General features: G+C 73.9%; 22 protein-coding genes. 12 read left to right on the top strand and 10 right to left on the bottom strand.

Features of this window, described 5'->3' with window-relative positions; genetic code table 11:
* Nucleotides 1-31 precede the first annotated feature (31 nt).
* Nucleotides 32-1,282 carry a pyridoxal phosphate-dependent aminotransferase gene (locus DNL40_RS01735; RefSeq protein ID WP_111249492.1) on the top strand — a complete coding sequence of 417 codons (1,251 nt, stop codon included), beginning with the start codon at nt 32-34 and terminating at the stop codon, nt 1,280-1,282.
* Nucleotides 1,283-1,423: 141 nt separating this feature from the next.
* Here the strand turns inward: DNL40_RS01735 and DNL40_RS01730 are convergent, their stop codons facing one another.
* The 3 genes from DNL40_RS01730 to DNL40_RS01720 form a co-directional block, all read right to left on the bottom strand.
* Nucleotides 1,424-2,728 carry an LCP family protein gene (locus DNL40_RS01730; RefSeq protein WP_245885575.1) on the bottom strand — a complete coding sequence of 435 codons (1,305 nt, stop codon included), beginning with the start codon at nt 2,726-2,728 and terminating at the stop codon, nt 1,424-1,426.
* 113 nt (nt 2,729-2,841) lie between these two features.
* Nucleotides 2,842-5,139, bottom strand: a complete 2,298-nt coding sequence (locus DNL40_RS01725; RefSeq protein WP_111249491.1) for an esterase-like activity of phytase family protein — start codon at nt 5,137-5,139, stop codon at nt 2,842-2,844.
* A gap of 108 nt (nt 5,140-5,247) precedes the next feature.
* Entirely contained in the window at nt 5,248-6,558 is a 1,311-nt protein-coding gene (locus tag DNL40_RS01720; protein ID WP_281268418.1) for a multidrug effflux MFS transporter, read from the bottom strand.
* Here DNL40_RS01720 and DNL40_RS01715 point away from each other — a divergent pair.
* Nucleotides 6,546-7,352, top strand: coding sequence for an SOS response-associated peptidase (locus DNL40_RS01715; RefSeq protein WP_111249489.1), 807 nt, complete (start codon nt 6,546-6,548; stop codon nt 7,350-7,352). The genes DNL40_RS01720 and DNL40_RS01715 overlap by 13 nt on opposite strands.
* Nucleotides 7,353-7,371: 19 nt before the next feature.
* On the opposite strand, the gene DNL40_RS01710 is transcribed toward DNL40_RS01715, so the two are convergent.
* Both DNL40_RS01710 and DNL40_RS01705 read right to left on the bottom strand, forming a co-directional pair.
* Complete coding sequence (locus DNL40_RS01710) at nt 7,372-8,427, bottom strand: adenylate/guanylate cyclase domain-containing protein (protein WP_111249488.1); 1,056 nt, start codon at nt 8,425-8,427, stop codon at nt 7,372-7,374.
* A 43-nt stretch (nt 8,428-8,470) separates the two neighbouring features.
* Nucleotides 8,471-9,052 carry a TetR/AcrR family transcriptional regulator gene (locus tag DNL40_RS01705; protein WP_245885572.1) on the bottom strand — a complete coding sequence of 194 codons (582 nt, stop codon included), beginning with the start codon at nt 9,050-9,052 and terminating at the stop codon, nt 8,471-8,473.
* Between the two features lie 94 nt (nt 9,053-9,146).
* On the opposite strand from DNL40_RS01705, the gene DNL40_RS01700 reads away from it, so the two are divergent.
* On the top strand, nt 9,147-9,989 hold the full coding sequence (locus DNL40_RS01700) for an alpha/beta fold hydrolase (protein WP_111249486.1): 843 nt from the start codon (nt 9,147-9,149) through the stop codon (nt 9,987-9,989).
* 39 nt (nt 9,990-10,028) lie between these two features.
* Here DNL40_RS01700 and DNL40_RS01695 read toward each other — a convergent pair whose 3' ends face one another.
* Complete coding sequence (locus DNL40_RS01695) at nt 10,029-10,988, bottom strand: biotin--[acetyl-CoA-carboxylase] ligase (protein ID WP_245885571.1); 960 nt, start codon at nt 10,986-10,988, stop codon at nt 10,029-10,031.
* A 137-nt stretch (nt 10,989-11,125) separates the two neighbouring features.
* On the opposite strand from DNL40_RS01695, the gene DNL40_RS01690 reads away from it, so the two are divergent.
* Genes DNL40_RS01690 through DNL40_RS01665 form a run of 6 tightly spaced genes read left to right on the top strand, consistent with a single transcriptional unit; the run spans nt 11,126 to nt 16,984 of the window.
* Nucleotides 11,126-12,721: an acyl-CoA carboxylase subunit beta gene (locus tag DNL40_RS01690; protein WP_111249484.1), complete on the top strand. Its 1,596-nt coding sequence runs from the start codon at nt 11,126-11,128 to the stop codon at nt 12,719-12,721.
* 31 nt (nt 12,722-12,752) lie between these two features.
* Nucleotides 12,753-13,295: a hypothetical protein gene (locus DNL40_RS01685; protein ID WP_111249483.1), complete on the top strand. Its 543-nt coding sequence runs from the start codon at nt 12,753-12,755 to the stop codon at nt 13,293-13,295.
* Entirely contained in the window at nt 13,292-13,570 is a 279-nt protein-coding gene (locus DNL40_RS01680) for an acyl-CoA carboxylase epsilon subunit (protein WP_245885570.1), read from the top strand. Before DNL40_RS01685 ends, DNL40_RS01680 begins: the two co-directional genes overlap by 4 nt.
* A 43-nt stretch (nt 13,571-13,613) precedes the next feature.
* Nucleotides 13,614-15,320: a DUF885 domain-containing protein gene (locus tag DNL40_RS01675; protein WP_111249482.1), complete on the top strand. Its 1,707-nt coding sequence runs from the start codon at nt 13,614-13,616 to the stop codon at nt 15,318-15,320.
* Between the two features lie 30 nt (nt 15,321-15,350).
* On the top strand, nt 15,351-16,271 hold the full coding sequence (locus DNL40_RS01670) for an AEC family transporter (protein WP_111249481.1): 921 nt from the start codon (nt 15,351-15,353) through the stop codon (nt 16,269-16,271).
* Between the two features lie 20 nt (nt 16,272-16,291).
* A complete protein-coding gene (locus DNL40_RS01665; protein ID WP_111249480.1) occupies nt 16,292-16,984 on the top strand; it encodes a Maf family protein in 693 nt (230 codons plus the stop codon).
* A gap of 44 nt (nt 16,985-17,028) precedes the next feature.
* On the opposite strand, the gene DNL40_RS01660 is transcribed toward DNL40_RS01665, so the two are convergent.
* Nucleotides 17,029-18,741 carry a putative bifunctional diguanylate cyclase/phosphodiesterase gene (locus DNL40_RS01660; RefSeq protein WP_146251991.1) on the bottom strand — a complete coding sequence of 571 codons (1,713 nt, stop codon included), beginning with the start codon at nt 18,739-18,741 and terminating at the stop codon, nt 17,029-17,031.
* Nucleotides 18,742-19,056: 315 nt separating this feature from the next.
* Between DNL40_RS01660 and DNL40_RS01655 the strand changes: the two genes are divergently transcribed.
* The gene (locus DNL40_RS01655; RefSeq protein WP_179950885.1) at nt 19,057-20,847 is read left to right on the top strand and encodes an ATP-binding protein; all 1,791 of its coding nucleotides are present in this window, start codon (nt 19,057-19,059) and stop codon (nt 20,845-20,847) included.
* Nucleotides 20,848-20,929: 82 nt separating this feature from the next.
* Here DNL40_RS01655 and DNL40_RS01650 read toward each other — a convergent pair whose 3' ends face one another.
* Nucleotides 20,930-22,273 carry an MFS transporter gene (locus tag DNL40_RS01650; protein ID WP_245885569.1) on the bottom strand — a complete coding sequence of 448 codons (1,344 nt, stop codon included), beginning with the start codon at nt 22,271-22,273 and terminating at the stop codon, nt 20,930-20,932.
* A 29-nt stretch (nt 22,274-22,302) separates the two neighbouring features.
* Here DNL40_RS01650 and DNL40_RS01645 point away from each other — a divergent pair, with 29 nt between their 5' ends.
* A complete protein-coding gene (locus DNL40_RS01645) occupies nt 22,303-22,830 on the top strand; it encodes an NUDIX domain-containing protein (protein WP_111249478.1) in 528 nt (175 codons plus the stop codon).
* A 6-nt stretch (nt 22,831-22,836) separates the two neighbouring features.
* On the opposite strand, the gene DNL40_RS01640 is transcribed toward DNL40_RS01645, so the two are convergent.
* Complete coding sequence (locus DNL40_RS01640) at nt 22,837-23,304, bottom strand: hypothetical protein (RefSeq protein ID WP_111249477.1); 468 nt, start codon at nt 23,302-23,304, stop codon at nt 22,837-22,839.
* Nucleotides 23,305-23,363: 59 nt separating this feature from the next.
* On the bottom strand, nt 23,364-24,770 hold the full coding sequence (locus DNL40_RS01635; RefSeq protein WP_245885631.1) for an NAD(P)H-quinone dehydrogenase: 1,407 nt from the start codon (nt 24,768-24,770) through the stop codon (nt 23,364-23,366).
* A gap of 109 nt (nt 24,771-24,879) precedes the next feature.
* On the opposite strand from DNL40_RS01635, the gene DNL40_RS01630 reads away from it, so the two are divergent.
* Nucleotides 24,880-25,731 carry a purine-nucleoside phosphorylase gene (locus DNL40_RS01630; protein ID WP_111249475.1) on the top strand — a complete coding sequence of 284 codons (852 nt, stop codon included), beginning with the start codon at nt 24,880-24,882 and terminating at the stop codon, nt 25,729-25,731.
* Nucleotides 25,732-25,743 lie beyond the last annotated feature (12 nt).

The following is a 25,743-nucleotide window of genomic DNA, read 5'->3' as shown; positions in this document are numbered from 1 at the left end:
TGGCCACGTGCTCAGGGCTAGTCTCGCGACCATGACGTCCCTCCCCCGCGGCGCCTGGCAGGACGTCGCCCGCGCCACCGGACTGCTCTCCCCCGGCGGCGAGGTCGCCGCCACGGTCTTCGCGGAGATGTCCGCGCTGGCCGCGCGCACGGGAGCGATCAACCTGGGCCAGGGGTTCCCCGACGTCGACGGGCCGGACGACGTCAAAGCAGCCGCGGTCGCGGCGATCCAGGCGGGCGTCAACCAGTACCCGCCCGGGCCTGGCATCCCCGAGCTGCGCGCCGCCGTCGCCGACCACCAGCGGCGCCGCTACGGGCTCGACGTCGACCCGGACACCGAGGTGCTGGTCACCACCGGGGCCACCGAGGCCCTGGCCGCCTCGGTGCTCGCACTCGCCGGACCTGGCGACGAGGTGATCACGCTCGAACCGTTCTACGACGCGCACGCCGCCGTCGTCGCGCTCGCCGGCGCCACGCACGTGCCGGTCGCGCTCGCACCCACCCCCGAGGGCTTCCGTCTCGACGTCGAGGCCCTGCGCGCCGCGGCCAGCGACCGTACCCGGATCATCCTGGTCAACACCCCGCACAACCCCACCGGCACGGTGCTGACGCGCGCCGAGCTGGAGGTGGTGGCGCAGGTGGCGCGCGAGCGGGACGCGATCGTGGTCACGGACGAGGTCTACGAGCACCTCACGTTCGACGGTGCGGTGCACGTGCCGGTCGCGACCCTGCCGGGCATGGCCGAGCGCACGCTGACGATCTCCTCCAGCGGCAAGACGTTCAGCCTCACCGGGTGGAAGATCGGGTGGGTGCACGGCCCTGCGGAGCTGGTGACGGCGGCGCGCACGGTGAAGCAGTTCCTGACGTTCGTCTCGGGGGCGCCGTTCCAGCCAGCGATCGCGCAGGCGCTGGCCGACGACGAGACGCCGCGTGCGCTGGCCAGGTCGCTGGCGGCGCGCCGGGACCTGCTGTGCAGCGGGCTGCGCGAGGCGGGCTTCGACGTGATCGTGCCTCGCGGCACGTACTTCGTCGTGGCGGACGGCGCGCGCCTGGTGGAGCGGCTCGGTCTCACGGACGTCGAGGGGTCACCGGCCGGCGGCGTCGAGCTGTGCCGCCGGCTGCCCGAGCTCGCCGGGGTGGTGGCGATCCCGATGACGGCGTTCTGCCGGGCCGGCTCGGCGACGCACGAGCGTCTTCGCACGGCGGTGCGGTTCACGTTCGTCAAGCAGGAGCACGTGCTGCGGGAAGCGGTGGACCGCCTGGTCGCGTTGCGCCACCCGTAGGCCCGGCGCCCCGAGCCACCCGGGCGCGCGAGGCGCGGACGCAGGCCCAGGCCGACCGCCGTCGTGCACCGCCCTCGCCCACCGCCGTACGCCGACCCCAGGCGGCGACCACCGGTGGTCCTTCGAGCGGCCGTGCCGCTGTCAGCCGCAGACGCCGGGCAGCAGGGACGGTGTCGGGCTGGGCGACGGCTCCTCGGCCGCGGGGGCGCTGGAGCCGGGCGACGGCACACCGGTGTCGCCCGGGGCCGGCTCGTCCGGCGGCGGGCTGGCGGCGTCGGGCGCGGACGGCGCCGGCGACCCGGACGGGCCGGTGGAGCTGCCCCCTGCGTCGCCACCGCCGTCGGACGGCTCGGGCTCCTGGGACGGATCCCAGCCCGGTGGCTGGTCGGCGGCGATGCGTTCCCAGATCTTGTCCGTCTCGCGCTCGACCCACACCACGCGGTTGGGGTCGCGCGGCGCGTTGACCACGGGCAGCGAGGTGAACACGATGTCGGCCGGGTCGATGCCGCGCACGCTCCAGGCGAGGCCGGCGAGCGCCGCGGGGTCGGCGAGGCCGGGGTTGGTGGAGATGGACTTGAGCACGGCCTGGACGAGCCGGTAGAGGCGCGGCGAGTCGGTGATGACGTTCTGGGCGAGGATCTCGCGGACCATCGCGTCGACGAAGGACTGCTGGCGCTGGATGCGAGCGAGGTCGCTGCCCAGCTCCAGGCCCATGCCGCGGCCCTTGCGGGCGCGGAGGAAGTTGATGGACTGGTAGCCGTCGAGGCGCACCTCGCCGGCGGGCAGGTCGAGGTCCACGTGGTTGTTGCCCTTGACGGGCTCGGGGAGGCACATGGGCACCCCGCCGATGGCGTCGACCACGCCGATGACGCCGTTCATCTTGACGACGACGTGGTCGGTGATGGGCACCCCGGTGAGGGTCTCGACGGTGCGGATGGTGCATGCGGCGGCGCCGGTGACGTCCTTGCTGGGCCCGCCGCCGATGGCGAAGGCGGAGTTGAACATGGCGTTGCGGCGCGGGGAGCTCTGGCCGCCGCCGGGCAGCGGGCAGGCCGGGATGTCGACGAGGGAGTCGCGCGGGATAGAGACGATCTCCATGCGGCTGCGGTCCCCGGCGACGTGCACGAGCAGCGTGGTGTCAGAGTGGAACTCGTCGCCGTCCCCGGCGAGCGCGTCGTTGCCCTCGCCGCGGTAGTCGGTGCCCATGACGAGGATGTTGAGGGCTCGTCCGCTGAACGGGTCGTCAGGGTCGCGCGACGGCGTCGCCCTGTCGGTGCCGAGGAGCGCGTCGACGTCGGAGACGTCGATGTCGTCCTTGAAGTCGAGGTATGCGGCGACGGCGCCGGTTCCGGCGAACGCGAGCACGGCGGTGAGGACCATGGCGGTGCCGCGCGCGATGCGGTGGGCACGCCGGTGGGCCGCGTGCCGCGGCAGGGTGGTGGGCACGCTCCGACCCTAGGGGGTGGGAGGCCGATCACGCCGGTGGGGACGGGGTGTGGCGGGGCCCGGGCCGCGGTGGCGGCCCGGGCCCTGCCGGGTAGGTGGTGCCGGTGGGTGGGTCAGGGGCGCAGCGCGGCGACACCCAGGTCGGGGTTGTCGGTGAAGAACCCGTCCATGCCGGCGCGCAGGAACGCACGGATCTCGCCCTCGACGTCGCCGATGCCGTGGGGGTCGGCAGAGGAGCGGTGCTCGGCGGGCAGGAACTGGTTCTCCCGGCGGAAGGTCCAGCCGTGCACCTCGAGACCGGCGCGGTGCGCGTCGCGGATCACCGGCGTCGGGCGGCCGAGGGTGCCGTCGGCCTGGCGCGGGATCATGACGTTCTTCTCGAGCCCGACGGCGTCGGCGTAGCGGGCGATCTCGCGCAGGCCGGCGGGGGTGACCAGGTCGGCGTAGGTGCGCCGGTCCCCGGCGGCGACCAGGTCGTAGGGTGCGCCGCTGCTGGAGACCAGCTGCGCGAGACGCACCTTGGTGAGCCGGTCGAGCTTGCGCAGGTTGCCGGTCTCGAACGACTGCACGATGACAGGCGCCTTGGCGGAGTCGAGGCCGTTGTTGCGCAGCTCGTGGACGAGGGGTTCCTCGAGGGGCAGGCCGATGGAGGCGAAGTACGTGGGGTGCTTGGTCTCGGGGTAGACGCCGACGGGCTTGCCGGTGAGGGTGCGCGAGTGGCGTGCGAGGTCCATGACCTCGTCGAGCGTGGGCACCTGGTAGAGGCCGTCGAACTCGGTGTTCTGGGGCCGGGTCGCGGGGATGCGCTCCTTGGCGCGCAGGGTGCGCAGCTCGGCGAGGGTGAAGTCCTCGGTGAACCAGCCGGTGACGGGCCGCCCGTCGATGGTCTTGGTGGTGCGGCGGTCGGCGAACTCGGGGTGGTCGGCGACGTTCGTGGTGGCGCCGATCTCGTTCTCGTGGCGGGCCACGAGAACGCCGTCCTTGGTGGCGACGACGTCGGGCTCGATGTAGTCGGCGCCCTGGAGGATGGCCTCCTGGTAGGCGGCCAGGGTGTGCTCGGGGCGGTAGCCGGAGGCGCCACGGTGGGCGACGACGGGCACGCCGGCGTCCTGCGAGCGCACCTTCTTGAGCTCGACCACCACCATCTCGGTGTCGTCGGGCGTGCCGGGCACGCGCGAGTCGTTGCCGGGATAGTTGTTGTCGTTGCCGATCAACACGCGGCCGTCCTTGAGGCGCAGCACCGTCTCGAACGACTGGACGGGCAGCGAGTACGTCTCTCCCAGCCCGTAGCCCTCGCCGGCGTCGATGCGGTGCGGGTTCTCGATCCGCAGGGCGTCGAGCACGAGCGACTTGGTGACGTACCCCTCGTGGTCGGTGCGGCGCAGGTCCACCTCGTAGACGCGCTTGGTCACGGAGGCGGCGCCCTGGAAGTCGTCACGCTCCACGAACCAGAACCGGTCCTTGCCCACGGTGAACGAGTCGCCGATCACGTTGGCCTCCTGGTCGGCCTGGTAGCTCCAGGTCCGGCCGGTGTACTGGCCCTTGCGGGTGTCGAACTCGAGCACCTCGCGGCGCCGCTGGTCCGGGTCGTCCGGGTAGACGCCCTCGGCCACCGGGTACAGGTAGCGACCGTCGGGCGAGGCGGACATGGCCTCGAAGCCTCGGCTGGAGCGCACGGTGGGCTCCTCGTCCTGCCCCCGGTACGGGTTGTCGGCCGCCTTGCGGCCGCCCGGCATGGGGTACGGCTTCGACAGCAGCGTGCCGTCGGCGTCGAAGTGGAGGATGAAGGGCCCGAACTCCTCCCCCACCCAGAACGTGCCGTCCTTGGCGAGCACCACGGACTCGACGTCGAAGTCTGCGCCGGTGAGCAGCCGGTCGGGCGTGTCCTCGTTGACGATCGGGAAGTCGAGCACCCGGTTGCGGTCGTTGTAGGTGATGTGGCGCAGCACGTCGATGTCACCGCTGCCCGTGCCCGGCTTGCCGCCCTTGCCCTTGCCCTTGCCCTTCGCCGCCTCGCCGGTGTCCCAGTGCGGTTTGACCAGGTAGTTGCGCAGCAGGAAGTCGGCGGAGTTGCTCTTGGAGCCGAACCCGTTGTCCGGCTGGGCCCAGAAGGTGCCGTCGCCGTTGTCGACCATGGCGGAGAAGCCGGGGATCACCTGGCCGGGCAGCGGGCCCTGGCGCCCGTTGGCGGGTGTCATGGCGGCGCCCGACGGCGGCCCGTCCGCGAGGAAGTCGGCCGGCAGCGTGGCGCGGCCGACCAGGGTGGGCTGGACGTGGGTGGTGGTGGAGCCCTTCCCACCACGAGCGGCGTCGCCGTGGCCGGCGCCCTTCTCGGCGGCGACCGCGGCCGAGGGAAGCAGGAGCGTCGCGGCGATGGTGGCCGCGACCGTGCGCACGAGTGTGGTTCGCATGCCCGGATCTCACCCCGACCGGGTGAGGGCGCCACCACGAGCCTGTGAACCGCCGTCGGCGAGCGGGTGAATTCCTGGATGCCCGCTGGGCGTCGTGGTGCCCTGGCGTCAGGCGGCCAGGTGCCACCCGCCCTTGCGGAAGGCGGGCGTGGCGGCGGCGAGCACCACGATGGCACCCAGCACCGCGGCGAGCATGACCACCGACATCGCCACCGCGCCACCGCCCAGCAGGCCGACGAGCGGGCTGACCAGGCCGGACACCCCGGACTGCACGGCGCCGATCACGGCGGCGGCCGACCCGGCGATCTCCCCGTGCCGGGACATGGCGAGCGCCGAGGCGTTCGCGGGGATCAGCCCCTGGAAGGCGAGCACGCACCACAGCACCACGAGGAGCCCCAGCAGCCCGCCGGCCTCGGTGACGGCGACGACCAGGAGCAGCACGGCGCACAGGGCCTGGAGCACGAGGCCGGCGCGCAGGAGACGCACCGGGGCCACACGGCGCACCAGCGCGGCGTTGATCTGGGCGGAGACCACCAGCCCGAGCCCGTTGACGGCGAACAGGAGCGCGAACTGGCCCTTGCCGAGACCGAAGTGCTCCTGGAACACGAACGGGGAGCCGACCACGTAGCTCATGAGCACGGCCATGCCGAGGCCGGGGATGACGGCCAGCGCCATGAACTGGCGGTCGCGCAGGAGGGTGCCGTAGCCGGTGAGCGCGGAGCGGGCACCACCCGGGCGACGCCGCGCGGGCGGCAGCGTCTCGGGCATGACGAGGAGGACGACGAGACCCAGCACGACGCCGAGGAGGGCGAGGACGGCGAAGATCCAGCGCCAGGAGGTGTGGGCGGCGATGGCCGAGCCCAGCGTCGGCGCGAGCATGGGTGCGACACCGATGACGAGCATGAGCCGGGACAGGATGCGGGCGGCCTCGGCCCCCACGAACCGGTCGCGGACCACCGCGACGGCGGCCACGCCGCACGCGGCGTTGCAGAAGCCCTGGAGCAGGCGCAGCGCGATGAGCACGCCCATGTCGGTGGCGACGGCGCACAGGATCGAGGTGACGACCTGCAGCACCAGGCCCCACAGCAGCGGGGTGCGGCGGCCGAACCTGTCGGAGAGCGGCCCGATGACCAGCTGCCCGACACCACCGCCCACGAGCATGGCGGAGATGGTCAGCTGCGCGAGCGTGTCGGTCGAGCCGAGCTCCCGGGCGACGTCGGGCAGCGACGGCAGGTACATGTCGACGGTGAACGCCGGCAGCGCGGCCAGCGCCCCGAGCATGAGCACCCACTTGGCCGCGCTGCGGCCGTGCGCGCGTGAGGACGGAAGCTGGTCGGGCATGGCCGCCATCCTAGTCGAAACGTTACGAGCCCTTCGCCGTCGGAGGCTGACGGGAAGATGGAGGCATGTGCGGCAGATACGCCTCCTTCCGTGACGCCCAGGACCTCGCCGACGACGTCGCCCTCGCCGAGCTCGCCGAGGACGCCCGGCTCCTGCCGCCGTCGTGGAACGTCGCTCCCACCGACGACGTGCGCATCGTGGTGGAACGCCCCGCTCGCGTCGAGGGCCGCAGCACGGGCGAGATCACGCGGTCGCTGCAGGTCGCCCGCTGGGGGCTGGTGCCCGGCTGGGCCAAGGACCCCTCCGTCGGCCCGCGCATGATCAACGCCCGCTCCGAGACGCTGCTCACCAAGCGGGCCTTCGCCAAGCCGCTCGCCGTGCGCCGCTGCCTGGTGCCGGCTGACGGCTACTACGAGTGGCGCCGGCTGCCGCTGCCGCCCGGCGCCGCGCCCCGGGCGAAGGCGGCCAAGCAGCCGTACTGGATCCACCGCGGCGACGACCCGGTGCTGCTCGCCGGGCTGTACGAGTTCTGGCGCGACCCGTCCAGGGCCGACGACGACCCGGACCGCTGGCTCGTCTCCACCACGATCGTCACCACCGCCGCGAGCGCCCCGATGGCGCACCTGCACGACCGGATGCCCGTGGCGCTGCCCGGCGAGGCGTGGGACGAGTGGCTCGACCCCGCGGTGGGTGCCGAGCAGGCTGCCCGGCTGCTGGGCTCCCCGCTCGAGGAGTTCGACCTGCGCCCCGTGCGCCCGCTGGTGAGCTCGGTGCGCAACGACGGGCCGAGCCTTCTCGATCCGGAGCCCGAGCCGCTCGACGCCGACCTCCCCCGCACGCCGGCAGCACCGGCACCGCCGCGGTCCCGGTAGCTGTCAGGCAGTCAGGCCGTCACGCCCCGGTGTAGGAGCGCTGGAGCCGCACCGGCCGCAGGGAGCCGAGCCCCTGGACCTCCGTCTCGGGCTGCTCGGTGAGGGCGTAGCGCGACGAGGTGGCCAGCAGGGCCGCGGTGGGCGGGTCCACGAGGACCTGGCCGGAGTCGGAGAGCTCGGTCAGCCGCGAGGCGAGGTTGACCGAGGGGCCGAACACGTCGCCGAACCGGGAGAGCACCCGGCCCCAGACGAACCCGACGCGCACGGGGATCTCCATGCCGCTGGGGTGGGGGGTGGCCAGGCCGAGGGCCACCTCGGCCCCCGTGGTGACGTCGTCGGCGATGAACAGGACGGCGTCGCCCACCGTCTTGACCACGCGCCCGCCGGCCTCGATGACGACGTCGCGGGCCCGGGTCTCGAAGTTCTGCACGAACTCGCTGAGCTCGTGCGACCCGAGGCCGGCGGTGCGCTTGGTGAAGCTGACGATGTCGGCGAACCCGACGGCGCGCCTCAGGGGCAGCTGGTGCTCGTCGGCGCGGTCCTCGCCGCGAGCGCCGGCGAACTCGGTGGCGAGCCGGCCGGTGACGGCGGCGAGCTGGCGGCGCCAGGCGTGCTCGAGCTGGCGGGCGAGCACGTCGGCCAGCCGCGGCATGCGGTCGATGGTCGTGAGGCGGGCGCTGACGTCGTCGAGCGAGTACTCGCGCCCGAGATGCTCGACGAAGGCCTCGACCTGCCACAGCGCGAGACGCTCGGTGCTGTGGCCGAGGGAGCGCACGAGGGTGCGCAGGGCCTGCTCGTCGAGGTTCTCGTCGGACGAGAGCTCGGCGATCTCGCGCAGGGCGTCCATGTCGGACTCGGTGAACCAGCGGGCGGTGGGGTGCTGCACGGGCAGGCCCAGCCAGCGCCAGTAGCCGGCGATGAACTCCGCCGAGAGTCCGGTGCCCTCCACGAGGTCGTCGAGCGTGTACCGGCGGGGGCCGCCGAGGATCTCCTGGTCGATGCGGGCCGCGGTGTCGACGCTGGCGTCGGGCGAGACCGCGGGTTCGCCGGCGCCGGTGGAGGTGTCGCTCGTCACGTCGCCAGTCTAGGGGCGCAGCCTGGGAGCGGGCCGGGAGCGCTCAGACCGTGGCCGGGGTGGCGGCGTCGAGCAGCGTCGCGGCGGCGGCGCCCGCCTCCCGGGCGACGTGCGGGTCGCCGCTGATCGCCGCCGTGGTCTGGGCACCCTCGGCCAGGAGCGCGATCTGCACGGCGGCCTGGGGGGTGCCCCCGGCGGCGACGACGAGCTCGGTGACGAACTCCCGGAAGGCTGCCTTCTGGCGGCGCACGGCGTCGGCGACGGCGGGGGTGGTGGAGCCGAGCTCGCCGAAGGCGTTGATGAAGCCGCAGCCGCGGAACCCGGGCTCGCAGAACCAGGCGTCGAGGAAGTCGAAGACGGAGAGCACCTTGGCGCGGGCGTCGCCGGCGCGGTCGGCGCTGGCCTCGAGGGCCTCCTGGAGCGCGCGGGCCCGCCGCCGCAGCACGGCCACGACCAGCTCGTCCTTGGATCCCACCAGCGCGTAGATCTTCTTGAGCGAGACGCCGGCGGCCTCCCGCACGGCGTCCATGCCGACGGCCTGGATCCCACGAGCGTAGAAGAGGTCGTCGGCGGCCTCCACGAGGCGCTCGCGCAGCTCGTCGTCCGCGGTTCGTCCGCTGGTCACATCTTCCCCCTTGCGCTGAGAACGATCGTTCTCTACCGTACTGCACATCAGGGGAGAACGCTCGTTCTCCCCGCGATCGAAGTGGAGCAAGGTCATGGCACACATCACCGTCGGCACCGAGAACAGCACCGCCGTCGAGCTCTACTACGAGGACCACGGCACCGGCCAGCCCGTCGTCCTCATCCACGGATACCCGCTGGACGGCACGAGCTGGGAGCTGCAGGCGCGCGAGCTGCTGGACGCCGGGTACCGCGTCATCACCTACGACCGCCGCGGGTTCGGCCGCTCCTCCAAGGTGGGCGCGGGCTACGACTACGACACGTTCGCCGCCGATCTCGACGCCGTGCTCACCACCCTCGACCTGCACGACGTGATCCTCGTCGGCTTCTCCATGGGCACCGGTGAGCTCGCCCGCTACACCCGCACGTACGGCACCGGCCGCGTCGCCAGGCTCGCGTTCCTCGCCTCGCTCGAGCCGTTCCTCGTCCAGCGCGACGACAACCCCGAGGGCGTCCCGCAGGAGGTGTTCGACGGCATCGTCGAGGCGGCCCGCAGCGACCGCTACGCCTGGTTCACCAAGTTCTACGAGGACTTCTACAACCTCGAGGAGAACCTGGGCTCCCGCATCAGCCAGGAGGTGGTGACCGCGAGCTGGAACACCGCCACCGCGAGCGCCCCCGTCGCCGCGTACGCGGTGGTCCCGAGCTGGATCGAGGACTTCCGCGCCGACGTCGAGGCGGTGCGCGAGGCGGGCCTGCCGACCCTGATCCTGCACGGCACGGCCGACAACATCCTGCCCGTCGACGCCACGGCCCGCCGCTTCCACGCCCTGGTGCCGGACGCCGAGTACGTCGAGATCGAGGGAGCGCCCCACGGGCTCCTGTGGACGCACGCCGGCGAGGTGAACGAGGCCCTGCTGCGCTTCGTCACGGCCTGACGCCCGCCCGTCCCCGCCGCCAGGCGGGGCCGGGCGGGCTCACGCCCGACGCAGGTGGTGGACGTCGCCGGCGGCGACGACGCGCTCCCCGTCGCCCCCGGCGACGACGAGCGCGCCGTCGTCGTCCACACGCACGGCGACGCCCTCGATCACCCCGGCACCGCCGGCCAGCTCCACGCGCACGCCCTGCCCCAGCGTGGCCGACGCCGCCGCGTACTCCTCGGCCAGCGGCGTCTCCCCGCCCGCACCGGCCGCGCCGACGCCGTGCGCCTCCCAGCGGGCGACGACGGCGGCGAGCTCGCGCAGCAGCGCGACCAGCAGCCCCGTCCGGTCGCCCGCGAGGCACCGCGCACCAGACCCGCCGCCACCGGCCCCCGCGAGGGCCAGCGACGTGGCCGTGGGCACCGGCAGCTCGTCGGCCGTCTGGGACACGTTGAGGCCGATGCCGACGACGACGTCCACCGACCCCGGTCGCCCCGCCTCACCCCGCGCCGGGGGCCGGGCGCCCGGGGCTGCGGGCACGACCTGGGCCAGCACGCCGGCCACCTTGCGCCAGGCCCCGAGCCCCGGCACGGGTCCGGCCGCGGGCAGGAGCACGTCGTTGGGCCACTTGAGCGCGGCCGCCACGCCGGCGTCGCGCAGCACGCGCACCACGGCCAGCCCGCTCAGCAGCGGCAGCCAGCCGAGCCGCTCCGGCGGCACCTGCGGGCGCAGCAGGGCCGAGACGGTCAGAGCGGCCCCGGGCGGCGTCGTCCAGGTGCGGCCGGCGCGACCCAGGCCCGCCGTCTGGTGCTCCGCCACGAGCGCCGCCGGCGCGGGGAGGCCGCCCGGCCCGCTGCCGGCACCGGTCCGGGCGGCGTGCGAGGCGAGCTCGACGAGCCGCGCGTTGGTGGAGGGCACGGACGGGACGACGTCGAGGCTCGCCCACGCCCCGGCGGGGCGCAGCAGCTCGCGGCGGAGGCGGTCGGCGTCGAGGGGCTCGCGGGCAGGGGTGCTCACCCGGGCATCCTGCCGCACCCACCGCACCGCGCACGCCCCGCCCCGCATGGCGGTTGTGGGGAACCGCCAAAGAACTGGGCCCGGGCGCGTCGCGCCGCGCATCGCTGTGTGCGACTCCCCCAACTAGGCTCACCTGCGTGAACGACGCCACCGAGACCCTCGCCGGCACCGCCGCCAAGCTCGCCGACCTCGAGCGCCGCCGTGCCGCAGCCATCACCGAGCCGGAGGAGACCGCGCAGGCCAAGCAGCACGCGCGCGGCAAGAAGACGGCCCGTGAGCGCATCGAGGCGCTGCTCGACGAGGGCTCGTTCGTCGAGCTGGACGCGCTGGCCGCGCACCGCAGCCGCAACTTCGGCCTCGACAAGAAGCGCATCCCGGGCGACGGCGTGGTGACCGGCTACGGGACGGTGGACGGGCGCCAGGTGTGCGTGTTCAGCCAGGACTTCACGGTGTTCGGCGGCTCGCTGGGCGAGGTGCACGGGCAGAAGATCGCCAAGGTGCAGGACCTGGCGCTGCGCACGGGCGTGCCCATCATCGGCATCTCCGACGGCGGCGGGGCCCGCATCCAGGAAGGCGTCGCGGCGCTGACGCAGTTCGCGGAGATGTTCCGGCGCAACGTGGCGGCGTCGGGCGTGATCCCGCAGATCTCCCTCATCCTGGGTCCGAGCGCGGGCGGCGCGGTCTACTCCCCCGCGCTGACGGACTTCATCGTCATGGCCGACGGCACGTCGAACATGTTCATCACCGGCCCGGACGTGATCCGTGCGGTGACGGGCGAGGACGTCGACTTCGAGACGCTCGGCGGCGCGCGCACGCACAACGAGAGGTCGGGCGTGGCGCACTACATGGCCGCCGACGAGGACGACGCGATCGACTACGTGCGCCACCTGATCGGCTACCTGCCGCAGAACAACCTCTCCGACGCGCCGTCGTTCCCGCCGGAGGACATCGACCTGGAGCCGTCCGACGACGACGAGGCGCTCGACGTCCTCGTCCCGGACAGCGACAACCAGCCCTACGACATGCGCACGGTGATCGAGTCGGTGCTGGACCCGGACTCGTTCCTGGAGGTGCAGCCGCTGTTCGCGGGCAACGTGCTGGTGGGCTTCGGGCACGTGGAGGGCCAGGCGGTGGGCATCGTCGCCAACCAGCCGATGGTCATGGCCGGCACGCTGGACATCGACGCCGCCGAGAAGGCCGCCCGGTTCGTGCGCACCTGCGACGCGTTCAACATCCCCGTCCTGACGTTCGTGGACGTGCCCGGCTTCCTGCCCGGCGTGGGCCAGGAGCACCAGGGGATCATCCGCCGCGGCGCCAAGCTGATCTACGCCTACGCCGAGGCCACCGTGCCGCTGGTCACGGTCATCACCCGCAAGGCGTACGGCGGGGCGTACATCGTCATGGGCTCCAAGCAGCTGGGCGCGGACGTGAACCTGGCGTGGCCGACGGCGCAGGTGGCCGTCATGGGCGCCGGCGGTGCGGTCAACATCCTCCAGCGCCGCGCGCTGGCCGACGTCGAGAAGGCCGGGGGCGACGTCGAGGCGGAGCGCGCGCGCCTGACCGCGGAGTACGAGGAGGCCATCGTCAACCCGTGGGACGCAGCCGAGCGCGGTTACGTGGACGCGGTGATCCGCCCCTCGGAGACCCGTGGACAGGTGGTGCGGGCGCTGCGGGCCCTGCGCACCAAGCGCGCCAGCCTGCCGCCCAAGAAGCACGGCAACATCCCGCTGTGACCACCCCCCGCACCTGAGGGACAATCGCCCGATGAGTCACGAGGACGCCACGCACGGCCCGGCGCCGCTGAACGCCGTCGACCCCGAGCCCATGCACCGCGCGGTCGACGCGCTGGCCGCCGCCCTGCACGAGTACGTGGGCACCGCCGTCGGCGTGCGGGCCGAGTTCGGCGCGGCCGAGGCCGACGAGGACCCGCGGATCCTCGCCCTGGAGAACCGGGTGGGGACGCTGAACGCGGGCCTGTTCGACGCGCTGCACGACGCGCTGGGCATGCACCCGGACCTGACCAGCTCGGTGTGGGAGCCGGAGGACGACGACCACGAGCACCCGCACGAGCACGAGCTGCCCGAGGGCATCGAGCGTGCGGAGGCCTTCTACCTGGGCTTCGTGGTCGCCGCACCGCGCGAAGGGGCGGACATGACGCTCGACGGCGTCATCGACATGCTGGACGAGGCCGGCGAGCAGGCCACGGCGCGGCTGGCCGAGGGCGGCTACGACGTCGTGGAGTGGGCCGCCTCGCGCGGCGCCGCCCCGGGGTTCGGCGACGACGAGGACGAGGAGGACGACGAGTGACCGGTGAGCAGGCGGGCGACCGCCCGGGCGAGGCCGCACGGGCCGTGCGCATCGTGCGCGGCGAGCCCGACGAGGTGGAGGTCGCCGCGCTGGTGGCGGGACTCGCCGCCGTGGCGGCCTCCAACGGGCTCCCGGACGACGTCGAGCCGATCGACGAGTGGACCAACCGGTCCCGCTCCGTGCGGGGCAACGGTGCCGGCGTGACCGCGAAGAGCTTCGGCGGCCGCTCGGGGCGGCACCACGCCGACGCCTGGCGCTGGAGCCTGCGCTCCTGAAACACCCTCACCTCCCTGCGGGCAGGTGAGTAGGCTCACGCCCGTGACCGACGCGCACCCCACCCGCACGCCCACCGCGATCGACGCCGTCGCCGACTCCTACGTCGAGCGCGCGGCCGCGCTCGACCCGCTCACCGCGACGGCGATCGGGCTGGCCGGCTACGACCACCTCATGACCGACCTCTCGCCGGCCGGGCGCGAGGCGCAGGCGGACCTGGACCGGGCCACGCTGCGCGAGCTGGGCGCCCTCGAACCGGCCGACGACGTCGACCGCGTGACGCTCGCGGCGATGCGCGAGCGCCTGGGTCTGGCCCTCGAGCTGCACGACGCCGCCGAGGACCTCGCGGACCTCAACAACATCGCCTCGCCGCTCCAGGGCCTGCGCGACGTGTTCGACATCATGCCGACGGGCACGGTGGAGGCGTGGGAGAACGTCGCTGCCCGCCTCAACCTGCTGCCCGGCGCGATCGACGGGTACGTCGCCGCGCTGCGCGAGGCCGCGGACCGCGGCAACGTCGCCGCGGTGCGGCAGGTGCGCGAGGGCGTGGCCCAGGCGCGCGAGCTGGCCGGCGCCGGCTCGTTCTTCACGAGCCTGGTCTCCGGCCCCGAGGCCGCGGCCGTCCTCGACGACTCCGCGGCGTGCTCGCTGGTGCGCAAGGAGCTGGAGCACGGCGCCGCCGCGGCGCGGGAGGCGTACGGGCGCCTCGCCGACTTCCTCGAGCGCGACCTGGCCCCGCGGGCCCCGGAGGCCGACGCCGTGGGTCGCGAGCGCTACGCCCGGTTCTCCCGCGCGTTCCTCGGCGCCGAGGTCGACCTGGAGGAGACGTACGCGTGGGGCCTGGACGAGCTCGCGCGCGTCGTGGCCGAGCAGACCGCCGTGGCCCGCGAGATCGCCGGCCCGGGCGCCACGGTCGAGGACGCGGTGGCCCGGCTCGACGCCGACCCCCGCTACCAGCTGCACGGCACCGACGCGCTGCGCGCCTGGATGCAGGAGACGGCCGACCAGGCTGTGGCCGACCTGCACGGCGCCCACTTCGACATCCCGGAGCCGGTGCGCACCATCGAGTGCATGATCGCGCCCACGCAGACCGGCGGGATCTACTACACGCCACCCAGCGACGACTTCTCCCGGCCCGGCCGCATGTGGTGGTCGGTGCCGCCGGAGGTCACCACGTTCAGCACGTGGCGCGAGAAGACGACGGTGTTCCACGAGGGCGTGCCGGGTCACCACCTGCAGGCCGGCGCCGCGGTGGTGGAGCGGCACACGCTCAACCGCTGGCGCCGCCTCATGTGCTGGGTGTCCGGGCACGGTGAGGGCTGGGCGCTGTACGCCGAGCGGCTCATGGACGAGCTGGGCTACCTGGACGACCCGGGCGACCGGCTGGGCATGCTCGACGCGCAGCGGATGCGTGCCGCCCGCGTGGTGTTCGACATCGGGGTGCACCTGGGCCTGCCCGCGCCCGCGGAGTGGGGCGGGGGCACCTGGGACGCGCAGAAGGCCTGGCCGTTCCTGAAGGCGAACGTCAACATGGCCGAGGGGTTCGTGCGCTTCGAGTACACCCGGTACCTGGGGTGGCCGGGCCAGGCGCCGAGCTACAAGGTGGGTCAGCGCCTGTGGGAGCAGGCGCGCGAGGACGCCCGCCTCGCCGCGCGGGCGCGCGGCGAGGACCTCGACGTCCGGGCGTTCCACGCCCGCGCCCTGGCCCTGGGCTCGGTGGGCCTCGACGTCATGCGCGACGCGCTCGCCTGACGGCGCGGGCGCGACGACGGCGGGAGGGGCATGGGCGGCATCCTGACGGGGTTCGCGATCATCGCGGTGGTGGTCGCGGCCGGGTACGTCAGCGGCCGCCTGCGCATCGGTGGGCCGGGCGCGCAGGAGGCGCTCAACCGGATCGCGTTCTTCGTGGCGAGCCCGGCGCTGCTGTTCACGGTGATCGCGGACGCCGACCTGGCCGAGCTGTTCCACGCCCCCCTGCTGGTGCAGGCCTGCGCGGCGCTCGCCACGGCGGGCCTGTTCCTCCTGGTGCACGCGGCTCGCCTGCGCCTGACGGCGTCCGAGGCCACCGTGGGCGCGGTCTCGGCCGGCTACGTCAACGCCAACAACATCGGGCTGCCCGTGGCGGTGTACGTGCTGGCCGACCCGACGGCCGTGGTGCCGGTGATCCTGCTGCAGCTCCTGGTGCTGGCCCCGGTGACCCTGCTGCTGCTCGACGCGCAGACCGCGGGCCGCGTCTCGTGGGGGTTCGTGCTGGCCCAGCCGGTGCGCAACCCGATCATCCTGGGGTCGGTGGCCGGGGCCGTGGTGTCTGCCACGGGGTGGTCGCTGCCCGACGTCGTGCTCGCTCCCCTGGAGATCCTGGGCGGCGCCGCGATCCCGATGATGCTCATGGCGTTCGGCATGTCGCTGCACGGCTCGCGGCCCCTGGCGCGCGGCACGTCGCGCGCGGCCACCGCCACCGCCTCGGTGCTCAAGGCGCTCGTCATGCCCGTGCTGGCCTACCTGCTGGCCCGGTACGCGTTCCGGCTCGACGACGCCGCGGTGCTCGCCTCGGTCGTCCTTGCCGGGCTGCCCACGGCCCAGAACGTGTACAACTACGCCGCCCGGTTCCGACGCGGTGAGGTGCTGGCCCGCGACACGATCCTGGTCACCACGGTGGTGTCCCCTGCCGTGCTGCTGACTGCGGCGCTCCTGCTCGGCTGACCGGCGGATAGGCTGGCCACGTGCCGCACGTCGTCCTCGCCTCCGCCTCCCCCGCCCGCCTGACCACGCTGCGCTCTGCCGGCGTGGAGCCCACCGTCGTCGTCTCCGGCGTCGACGAGGAGGCCACGCTCGCCGCCGCCCGCGAGCGGTTCGGGGGGCTGGAGCCTGCCGACGCCGTGCTGGTGCTCGCGCAGGCCAAGGCGGAGGACGTCGCCCGGCGGCTGGAGGACGAGGAGGCGGTGGCCGACATGCTCGGCGCGCAGGTCTCCGACGCCGTCGTGATCGGCTGCGACTCCATGCTCGAGCTGCCCTCGGACGAGGGCGAGGGCGGCAGCCAGGTGCTGGGCAAGCCCGCCGACGCCGACGAGGCCGTCGCCCGCTGGAAGGCCATGCGCGGCCGCTCCGGCGTGCTCCACACCGGCCACTGGCTGGTCGACGTCCGCGACGCCGACGCGGGTGGCACCGGCGCCACCCTGGGCGCGACGTCGTCCACCACCGTGCACTTCGCCGACGTCGACGACGAGGAGATCACCGCCTACGTCGCCACGGGCGAACCGCTGCACGTGGCCGGGGCCTTCACGATCGACGGTCTCGGCGGCCCGTACGTCGAGCGCATCGAGGGCGACCACCACGGCGTGGTGGGCCTCTCGCTGCCGCTGCTGCGCGAGCTGCTCGCCGAGATCGACATCCCGTTCCACACCCTGCGGGACTGAGGCCGCGGCCTGGGCCCCGGCGTCCTCGGGCAGGCCCGGCGGGCTCAGCTCCCGACGAGCGCGAGCTCGGCGGGTCCCAGCTCCGGCACGGGGCGGGAGTAGAAGTACCCCTGCCCGTGCGTGCACCCGCGGCTGCGCAGCCAGTCGGCCTGCTCGGCCGTCTCGATGCCCTCGGCCACGACCTCGATCCGCAGCGCGTCGGCCATGGCCAGGATCGCCGTGACCACCGGCATCGGCTGGTCCGGCCCGGTCAGGGCCCGCACGAACGAACGGTCGATCTTGAGGATGTCCACGCGTAGCTGGTCGAGCCGGCTCAGGCTCGAGTAGCCGGTGCCGAAGTCGTCGATCGCCAGGCGCACCCCGGCGTCGGTGAGGCTCATGAGGTTCTCCCGGACCGACCGCGAAGACAGGCTGTAGTTGCTCTCCACCAGCTCGATCATCAAGCGGTCGGGCGTCAGCCCGGCGTCGGCGACGTGCCGCAGCACCCGCCCGGCGTACGAGGGGTCCTGCAGCTCGGTGCCCGAGGCGTTGACGCTGACTGCCACGGGGCGCCCGTCCACCGTGGTGGGCCAGGTCGCCGCGGTGCGGCAGGCGGTGGCCACGACCCAGTCGCCGAGCTCGAGCATGGCGCCGGTCTGCTCCGCCAGGTGGATGAACTCGTCCGGCGGGACGGTGCGGCCCCCCGGCTGCACCCAGCGCACGAGGGCCTCCGCCTTGTCCACCGTGCCCGTCGTCAGGTCCACGACCGGCTGGTAGTGCAGCACGAACTCGCCGCGCGCCAGAGCGTCACGGATGTCCGAGCCGCTGCGCACGGTGCTGGCCCCCACCGCCGCGACCGTCTGCCCGTAGCCGCGGCGCTTGGCCTGGAAGATCGCGCCGTCGGCCCGCAGCATGAGCATGGTCAGCGTCTCCCCGGCCGCGCACCAGGCCACGCCGGCCGTGAAGGTCAGCTCGGGGGTGGCGGCCCGCATCTTGGCGAGGATCGCCTCCAGCCCCTCCGGGCTGATGTCGTCCACCATCAGGGTGAACTCGTCGCCGCCGTGGCGGGCGAGCAGGGCGCCGTCGGGCAGCACGGCGGTCCACGCCCGGCCGAGCCGCAGGATGAGGTCGTCGCCGTAGTCGCTCCCCCGCCGCTCGTTGACGGAGTCCAGGCCGTCCAGGTCGATCACGACGAGCGCGGCGCGGCTGCTGCCGTCGTACCCCTGCAGGAACGCCTGGGCTCGTCGCTCGAACCCGCGCCGGTTGGTCAGGCCGCTGGTGAAGTCCCGCTCCGCCAGGTCACCGGCCCGCACCAGCCACCCGATGACGACGGCCAGCGCCACTCCCACACCGACGCCGCGCACCACCGACGGCGCGTCGAACGAGCCGTGCGCGTACAGGGTCACGAGCGCCAGGACGCCGACGGCGATGCTGTGGCTCCACGCTACCGAGCGGGGATACAGGTAGAAGGTGGGCAGCGTGACCAGCAGGTACAGGATGGCGACCGAGGCCGCGCCGGGCCCGCTCTGGGTCAGGAGCACGGCCAGGGTCACCAGGCCGGCCCCCACCGTGGTGGCCACGTTCACCACCCACGGCACCACGCGCCGCATCCGCAGGAACAGCGGTGCGAGGGCCAGGACGAGGAGGTTCCCGGCCAGGCGCCACACGTCGCCGTCCCCCGACTGCGCGAGGTGGATGCCGTTGGCGGCCAGCCCGATGATCGCGCTGGACCCGTAGAGGATCGCCAGGAGCCGCCCGATGACGGGCCCGCTCGCCACCGCCGGCCTCCGGCAGGTTCGCTCCAGACGTGTGCTGCGCCGTGCATCCCTGCTGCTCATACCACGCAGATCGGCACCTGAGAGCCGAACCTGAGCAGGGGCGGTGGCGGGCTTGCGCCACGGCACGGCCCGGGGCGTGGCGCGGAAGGTCCTGGACGATTCCACCAACCGCGAGGCCCCCGGCAGCGCTCACGTCCCTGACGCCATGTCGGATCCCTCCAAAGCGCCCGGACCGCGCTTGGCACCGCGTACAGACTTCTGACGGGAGCCCCCGCGCGGCTCCGGAGCGCGCACGGCCAGGCGTTACGGTGAGCCGTGCCCATCACCAAGGTCCTCATCGCCAACCGCGGCGAGATCGCCGTCCGTGTCGCGCGCGCGTGCGCCGACGCCGGGCTCGCGTCCGTCGCGGTCTACGCCGACCCCGACCGCGAGGCGCTCCACGTGCGCCTGGCCGACGAGGCGTTCGCCCTGGGCGGCGCCCGCGCGCAGGAGACCTACCTCGACGCGGCCAAGCTGCTCGACGTCGCCCGCCGCTCGGGCGCCGACGCGGTCCACCCGGGGTACGGGTTCCTGTCCGAGAACGCGCAGTTCGCCCAGGCCGTCATCGACGCGGGCCTGGTGTGGATCGGCCCGCCGCCGGCCGCGATCGAGTCGCTCGGCGACAAGGTCAGCGCGCGGCACATCGCACAGAAGGCGGGCGCTCCCCTGGTCGCGGGCACGCCGGACCCGGTGCAGGACGCCGCCGAGGTGCGGGCGTTCGCTGCGGAGCACGGCCTTCCCATCGCCATCAAGGCGGCGTTCGGCGGCGGCGGCCGCGGCCTCAAGGTCGCGCGCACCGCGGACGAGATCGACGAGCTGTACGAGTCCGCCGTGCGTGAGGCCGTCGCGGCGTTCGGCCGGGGCGAGTGCTTCGTGGAGCGCTACCTCGACCGGCCCCGCCACGTGGAGACGCAGTGCCTGGCCGACGCCCACGGCAACGTCGTCGTGGTCTCGACGCGGGACTGCTCCCTCCAGCGCCGCCACCAGAAGCTCGTCGAGGAGGCACCCGCGCCGTTCCTCACCCCCGAGCAGGAGGCGGAGCTCGACCGTGCCTCCAAGGCCATCCTGCGCGAGGCGGGCTACGTCGGTGCCGGGACGTGCGAGTTCCTCGTCGGCCAGGACGGCACCATCTCGTTCCTCGAGGTCAACACCCGTCTCCAGGTGGAGCACCCCGTGAGCGAGGAGGTCACCGGCATCGACCTCGTGCGCGAGCAGCTGCGCATCGCCGCGGGCGAGCCCCTGGGCTACGACTCGACCACGGTGCGGGGCCACTCCCTGGAGTTCCGCATCAACGGCGAGGACCCCGCCGCCGGGTTCCTCCCCGCGCCCGGCAAGATCAGCACGCTGCGCTGGCCGTCCGGCCCGGGCGTGCGCGTCGACACCGGCGTGGTCGAAGGTGACGCCGTCTCCGGCGCGTTCGACTCGATGATCGCCAAGCTGATCGTCACCGGGGCCACCCGTGCCCAGGCGGTGGAGCGCGCCCGACGGGCCCTGCGCGAGCTCGAGGTGCAGGGCATCCCCACGGTGGTGCCCTTCCACCGGGCGGTGCTCGAGGCCGAGGACTTCGTGCCGAAGGACGGCGAGCCGTTCCGGGTGCACACCCGCTGGATCGAGACCGACTTCGCGGACACGCTCACCACGCTGGCTCCGGCCACGCCGTCGGTCCCCGAGCCGGAGGCCGAGGAGCTGCAGCCGCAGTCCGAGCGTGTCGTCGTCGAGGTGGGCGGACGCCGCCTCGAGGTGGTGCTCCCCGCGGGCCTCGGCGTCGCTGCCGGCCGTGCCCGCACCGCCAACGCGCGTGGGGCCGCACGGCGTCCCGCCCGCCGCGGCGCGGCGCGGGCCGGTGCCGCGAACGGCACCACGCTCGCCTCCCCCATGCAGGGCACCATCGTCAAGGTGGCGGTCGGGGAGGGCGCGGAGGTGGCCGAGGGCGACCTCGTCGTCGTGCTCGAGGCGATGAAGATGGAGCAGCCGCTGCTCGCGCACCGTGCCGGCACGGTGCGGTCGCTCGCCATCGCGCCGGGCGACGGCGTCACCGCCGGTGCGGCGATCTGCGAGATCGTCTGACCTGACCACGACGGAGGGGGGCGCACGCCGCGGCGTGCGCCCCCCTCCGTCGTGTGCGGCGCAGTCAGCGTGCGCGGCGCCGTCAGGCTCTCGCGGCCGGGGCCTCGGCGTCCGCCGACGACGCCGGAGCCGACGCCGGAGCCGCCACCTGCGCGAGCGAGCGCCGGGCACCCGGCAGCGCGAGCACCGTCACCACGAAGGCCACGAGCAGCGCCCCCGCCACCACCAGCAGCGACTCCACGCTGTACCGGTCGGCGAGCGGCCCGAAGACGACCATGCTGGCGGGCATCGCGACCGTCATCACGATGCCGACGAACCCGAAGACCCGGCCCTGCATCTCGGGCTCGACCGTCTCCTGGAGGATGGTCACGGCCGGCGCGTTCATGCACGAGAACGCAGTACCCACCAGGAGGCCGAGGGCGAAGAACACCCACATGTTGGTCGCCAGGCCCAACCCGGTGGTCAGGACCCCGGCGGCCAGGATCGCCCCGACCAGCAGGGCGACGCGGTTGGTGACCCGGGTACCGACCACGGCCATCACGACACCGCCGGCGAGCATGCCCACGGCCCAGAAGATCTCGTTCGCGGTGAGCTTCCAGACCTCGTCGCCGAAGGTGCGGGTCACCATCAGCGGTGTCAGGTAGGACGGCGCGCCGACGAGCACCATGGTCACGCCGAACAGCACCATCAGCCAGCGCACGGGGCCGTGCCGCCCGATGTAGCGGACGCCCGCCACGAGGTCGCCCAGGTAGGAGACGGGGGCGCCGTCCGCCCCGGTGTCCTTGCGCACGATCCGCGGCACGGAGACCAGGAGCAGCATGCCGATGCCGATCACGGCGGTGACGACGTCGACGAAGAACACCGCGACGATGTCGAGGTTGGCGTAGATGGCTGCCGCCACCACGGGGGCGAGCAGCATCATGCCGGACTGGATCGACTGGTTGATCCCGTTGATCCGGATGAGCTGGGACTGCGGCACGATCTGCGGGATCATCGCACTGACCGCCGGCGTCTGGATGCCGGCGAACGTGGAGCGCACGGCCAGGGCCGCGAAGATCACCCACAGGTCGTCGACGCCGGAGAGCATCAGCAGCGCCAGGGCGAGGGTGGCGGTGGCGATCGCGGCGTCGGCACCGATGATGAGCAGCTTGCGGTGGTGCCGGTCGGCCCACACCCCGCCGAAGACGGAGACGAACGCCTGCGGCAGCATGCCGAACACGATCGACCACATCATCACGGTGCCGGACTGCGTCTGGATGGTCAGGTGCCACATGACGGCGTACTGCACCAGCATCGAGCCCAGCAGCGACACCGTCTGGCCGGTGAGGAAGACGGCGACGTTCCGCTTCCAGCCGGGCATGCTCTCGTCCATGTCGGGGGCAGACCGCGCCGGGTCGCGGAACTCATCGGTGGTCGTGTCGCTCACCGGGACATCCTCACCGTTAGCCTGACGAGGTGCCCAACCCTTTTCCGTCTCGTGACGCGCTGCACCGCCACGGCGGTGACGGGTGGGTGGAGTGCACGTTCGGCACCGCGGACGGCGGCGAGCCGCACCGGCACTGGGGCCGATTCGGGGCGGCCGGGCTGCTGCTGGCCCGCCGGGACCGGTCAGGGGCCGTGTCAGACGTGGTGCTGCAGCACCGGGCCCTCTGGTCGGACCAGGGCGGCACGTGGGGCGTGCCGGGCGGCGCGCTGGACGCGGGCGAGAGCGCCGAGCAGGGTGCGCTGCGCGAGACGCGCGAGGAGGCGGGCATCGACCCGGCCGCCGTGGCGGTGCGCGGCACCCACGTGCTCGACCACGGCGTGTGGCGGTACACCACGGTGGTGGCGGAGGTCGCGCCGGGGGCGCAGGTGGTGCCCGCCGCCACCGACCCGGAGAGCCTCGAGGTGCGCTGGGCGAGGGTCGGCGAGCTCGCGGGGCTGCCTCTGATGCCGGCGTTCCGCGAGGCGCTGCCAACCCTCCTGGCTCTCCTGGACGGCTGACTGCCCTCAGCCCACCGACGCCTCGACCACGACCTCCTGCCCCTCGACCGCCAGGCGCGTGACGTCGAGGCCGGGGGCCTTCTGCTCGAGCAGCGCCGCGACGTCGACCGCCACCGTGGCGTCGCTGCGGATGTCCACCGCCCCGGCGGGCAGTCCCTGCCTGACCAGGGCGCGCTCGAGGGGCTCGGCGGCCAGGCGCAGCAGCTTGTGCGCGGGCAGGCCGGCGGCGTTGACCTCGACCCCCACCGTGGCCACGCCCGCGGCGAAGGACAGGACGCGCAGCTCGGCACGCACCACCGGGGCCAGCCGTGCAGCCAGCCGCAGCGGGCCCGGCAGGTCGTCCAGGCGGCGCAGGTCGGCGCTGACGCGCACCACGCCGTCGTCGGCCGCCACGGAGGTGACCACGGGCGGGACGTCGACGTCGGCCAGGCGGGCCAGGCCGAGGGCCTCGGCGGGGGTGAGTCGCAGGAGCATGCCCCGAACCTACCCGCCCGGCCACCACCCGCCGGACACCCGAGGCTGCCCCGGTGGGCCTAGCCGTCCTGGCCGCGGACCTGTCCGTGCAGCACCCGGGCGCCCTCGCCGATCGACCCGGACAGCGACGGGTAGACGGTGAACGCGCTGGCGACGTCGTGCACCGTGAGACGGTTCGCCACGGCGAGGGTGATCGGGAAGATCAGCTCGCTGGCGCGGGGCGCGACGACGACGCCCCCGCGCACGGTGCCCTGCGGGTGGGCGAACAGCTTCACGAACCCGTCGCGCATGCCCAGCATCTTGGCGCGCGGGTTGCGCGCCAGCGGCAGCGTGGTGGTCACGTACCGCAGCCCCTGCTCCTGGAGCTGCTTCTCGCTGTAGCCGACGGTGGCGATCTCGGGGGCGGTGAAGATGTTGGCGGCCACGGTGCCCAGACGCAGCGGCTCGACGGCGTCGCCCAGAGCGTGGGCCATGGCGATGCGACCCTGCTGGGCCGCGACGGAGGCGAGCGGCAGCACCCCGGTGCAGTCGCCCGCCGCGTAGACGCCACGCACCGTGGTGCGCGAGACCTTGTCCACGACGACGTGGCCGCTCGGGGTGAGGGCCACGCCCACCTCCTCCAGCCCGAGGCCGGAGGTCGAGGGCACCGCACCGACGGCGATGAGCACGTGCGAGCCCTCGACCACGCGGCCGTCGGCCAGGGTCACTGCCACCCCGTCGGCCGTGCGCTCGGCGGAGGCGGCGCGCGAGCGGGACATGACCTCCATGCCGCGGGAGCGGAACACGCCCTCCAGCAGCTCGGCGGCGTCCTCGTCCTCGCCCGGCAGCACCCGGTCGCGCGAGGAGACCAGCACCACCTCGGAGCCCAGGGCACGGTAGGCGCCCGCGAACTCGGCACCCGTGACGCCCGAGCCCACCACGATCAGCCGCTCCGGCAGCGCGTCGAGCTGGTAGAGCTGGGTCCACGTGAGGATGCGCTCGCCGTCGGGCACGGCCGTGGGCAGCGTGCGGGGCGTGGCGCCCGTGGCCACGAGCACCGTGTCGGCCTCGTCGAGCGCCACGTCGCGCCCGTCGTGGGACACCACCACGCGCGACTTGCTCTCCAGGCGGCCGGCGCCGGTCACGATCTCGACGCCCTCGCGCTCCAGCCGGGCGCGGATGTCGGCCGACTGGGCTGCCGCGAGCGCCAGCACGCGCGTGTTCACCGCCGAGAGGTCCACCTGGGCGGGGCCGGCGCCCGAGCGGATCCCGAGGTCGGGGGCCCGCTCGGCGATGGTGAGCCACTCGGCGGTGGCGATGAGCGTCTTGGAGGGCACCACGTCCGTCAGGACGGCCGCCCCGCCGAGGCCCTGCTTCTCCACGACGGTGACGCGGGCGCCGAGCCTGCGTGCCACGAGAGCGGCCTCGTAGCCGCCGGGGCCACCGCCCAGCACGACGACGTGCTGGCCCTCGCGGACGGCGCGCACGGCGTCCTCCGGGGTGGTGACGGGGGCGGGCTCGGGCACGGGGGTGTGAGCAGTCGCATGGCTTCGCACGGCCGCCATTGTTCCAGCACCGTCGGCTAATGTCGGCACCATGGCAAGCCAGACCCCTTCCGTGCCCGACCTCGACGACCCGTCGACGGACCCGTTCGACGTCGCCCGCGCCGCCGCGGACCACATCGCCGAGGCCACGGGCGTGCCCGGCCACGACATCGCCCTGGTGCTGGGCTCCGGCTGGGGAGGGGCCGCCGAGCTCCTCGGCGAGGTGGTCGCGGAGATCCCCTCCGACGAGATCCCGGGCTTCTCCAAGCCCGCCGTGGCGGGTCACGTGCCCACCACGCGCTCGATCCGCGTGGAGCGGGCCGACGGCTCGACCCGCCACGTGCTGGTCCTCGGCTCGCGCACCCACCTGTACGAGGGCAAGGGCGTGCGCCGCGTCGCCCACGGGGTGCGCACCGCTGCCGCCGCCGGCTGCACGAGCGTGGTGCTGACCAACGGCTGCGGCGGCCTGCACGTGTCGTGGCGTCCCGGCCAGGTCGTGCTCATCAAGGACCACATCAGCCTCACCGCGGCCTCCCCGCTCGAGGGGCCCACGTTCGTGGACCTCACCGACCTCTACACCCCGCGCCTGCGGGAGCTGGCCAAGCAGGTGGACCCGACGCTGCCGGAGGGCGTGTACGCCCAGTTCCGGGGGCCGCACTACGAGACGCCGGCCGAGGTGCGCATGGCGGGTGTCATGGGTGCGGACCTGGTGGGCATGTCCACCGCGCTGGAGGCCGTCGCGGCCCGCCACTGCGGCATGGAGGTGCTGGGCATGTCCCTCGTGACGAACCTGGCGGCCGGTATCAGCCCCGAGCCGCTGTCCCACGAGGAGGTGCTGCAGGCGGGCGCCGAGGCCGGGCCCGTCATCAGCGACCTGCTCGCCCGCGTCGTCAAGCTCGTCTGAGGGACCGGAGGA

It is taken from the genome of Xylanimonas oleitrophica (genome assembly GCF_003244315.1).
In the GTDB taxonomy this organism is placed as follows: domain Bacteria; phylum Actinomycetota; class Actinomycetes; order Actinomycetales; family Cellulomonadaceae; genus Xylanimonas_A; species Xylanimonas_A oleitrophica.
Note: the sequence above shows the minus strand (reverse complement) of the source record. Positions and strands in the feature narration are given on the sequence as shown.

What these genes read in the sequence shown, in the direction of transcription:
- DNL40_RS01735 (WP_111249492.1), top strand. Translation starts at nt 32, where the DNA reads ATGACGTCCCTCCCCCGCGGCGCCTGGCAGGACGTCGCCCGCGCCACC.
- DNL40_RS01630 (WP_111249475.1), top strand. Translation starts at nt 24,880, where the DNA reads ATGGCAAGCCAGACCCCTTCCGTGCCCGACCTCGACGACCCGTCGACG.
- DNL40_RS01700 (WP_111249486.1), top strand. Translation starts at nt 9,147, where the DNA reads ATGGCACACATCACCGTCGGCACCGAGAACAGCACCGCCGTCGAGCTC.
- DNL40_RS01725 (WP_111249491.1), bottom strand. Translation starts at nt 5,139, where the DNA reads ATGCGAACCACACTCGTGCGCACGGTCGCGGCCACCATCGCCGCGACG.
- DNL40_RS01685 (WP_111249483.1), top strand. Translation starts at nt 12,753, where the DNA reads ATGAGTCACGAGGACGCCACGCACGGCCCGGCGCCGCTGAACGCCGTC.
- DNL40_RS01670 (WP_111249481.1), top strand. Translation starts at nt 15,351, where the DNA reads ATGGGCGGCATCCTGACGGGGTTCGCGATCATCGCGGTGGTGGTCGCG.
- DNL40_RS01715 (WP_111249489.1), top strand. Translation starts at nt 6,546, where the DNA reads ATGTGCGGCAGATACGCCTCCTTCCGTGACGCCCAGGACCTCGCCGAC.
- DNL40_RS01640 (WP_111249477.1), bottom strand. Translation starts at nt 23,304, where the DNA reads ATGCTCCTGCGACTCACCCCCGCCGAGGCCCTCGGCCTGGCCCGCCTG.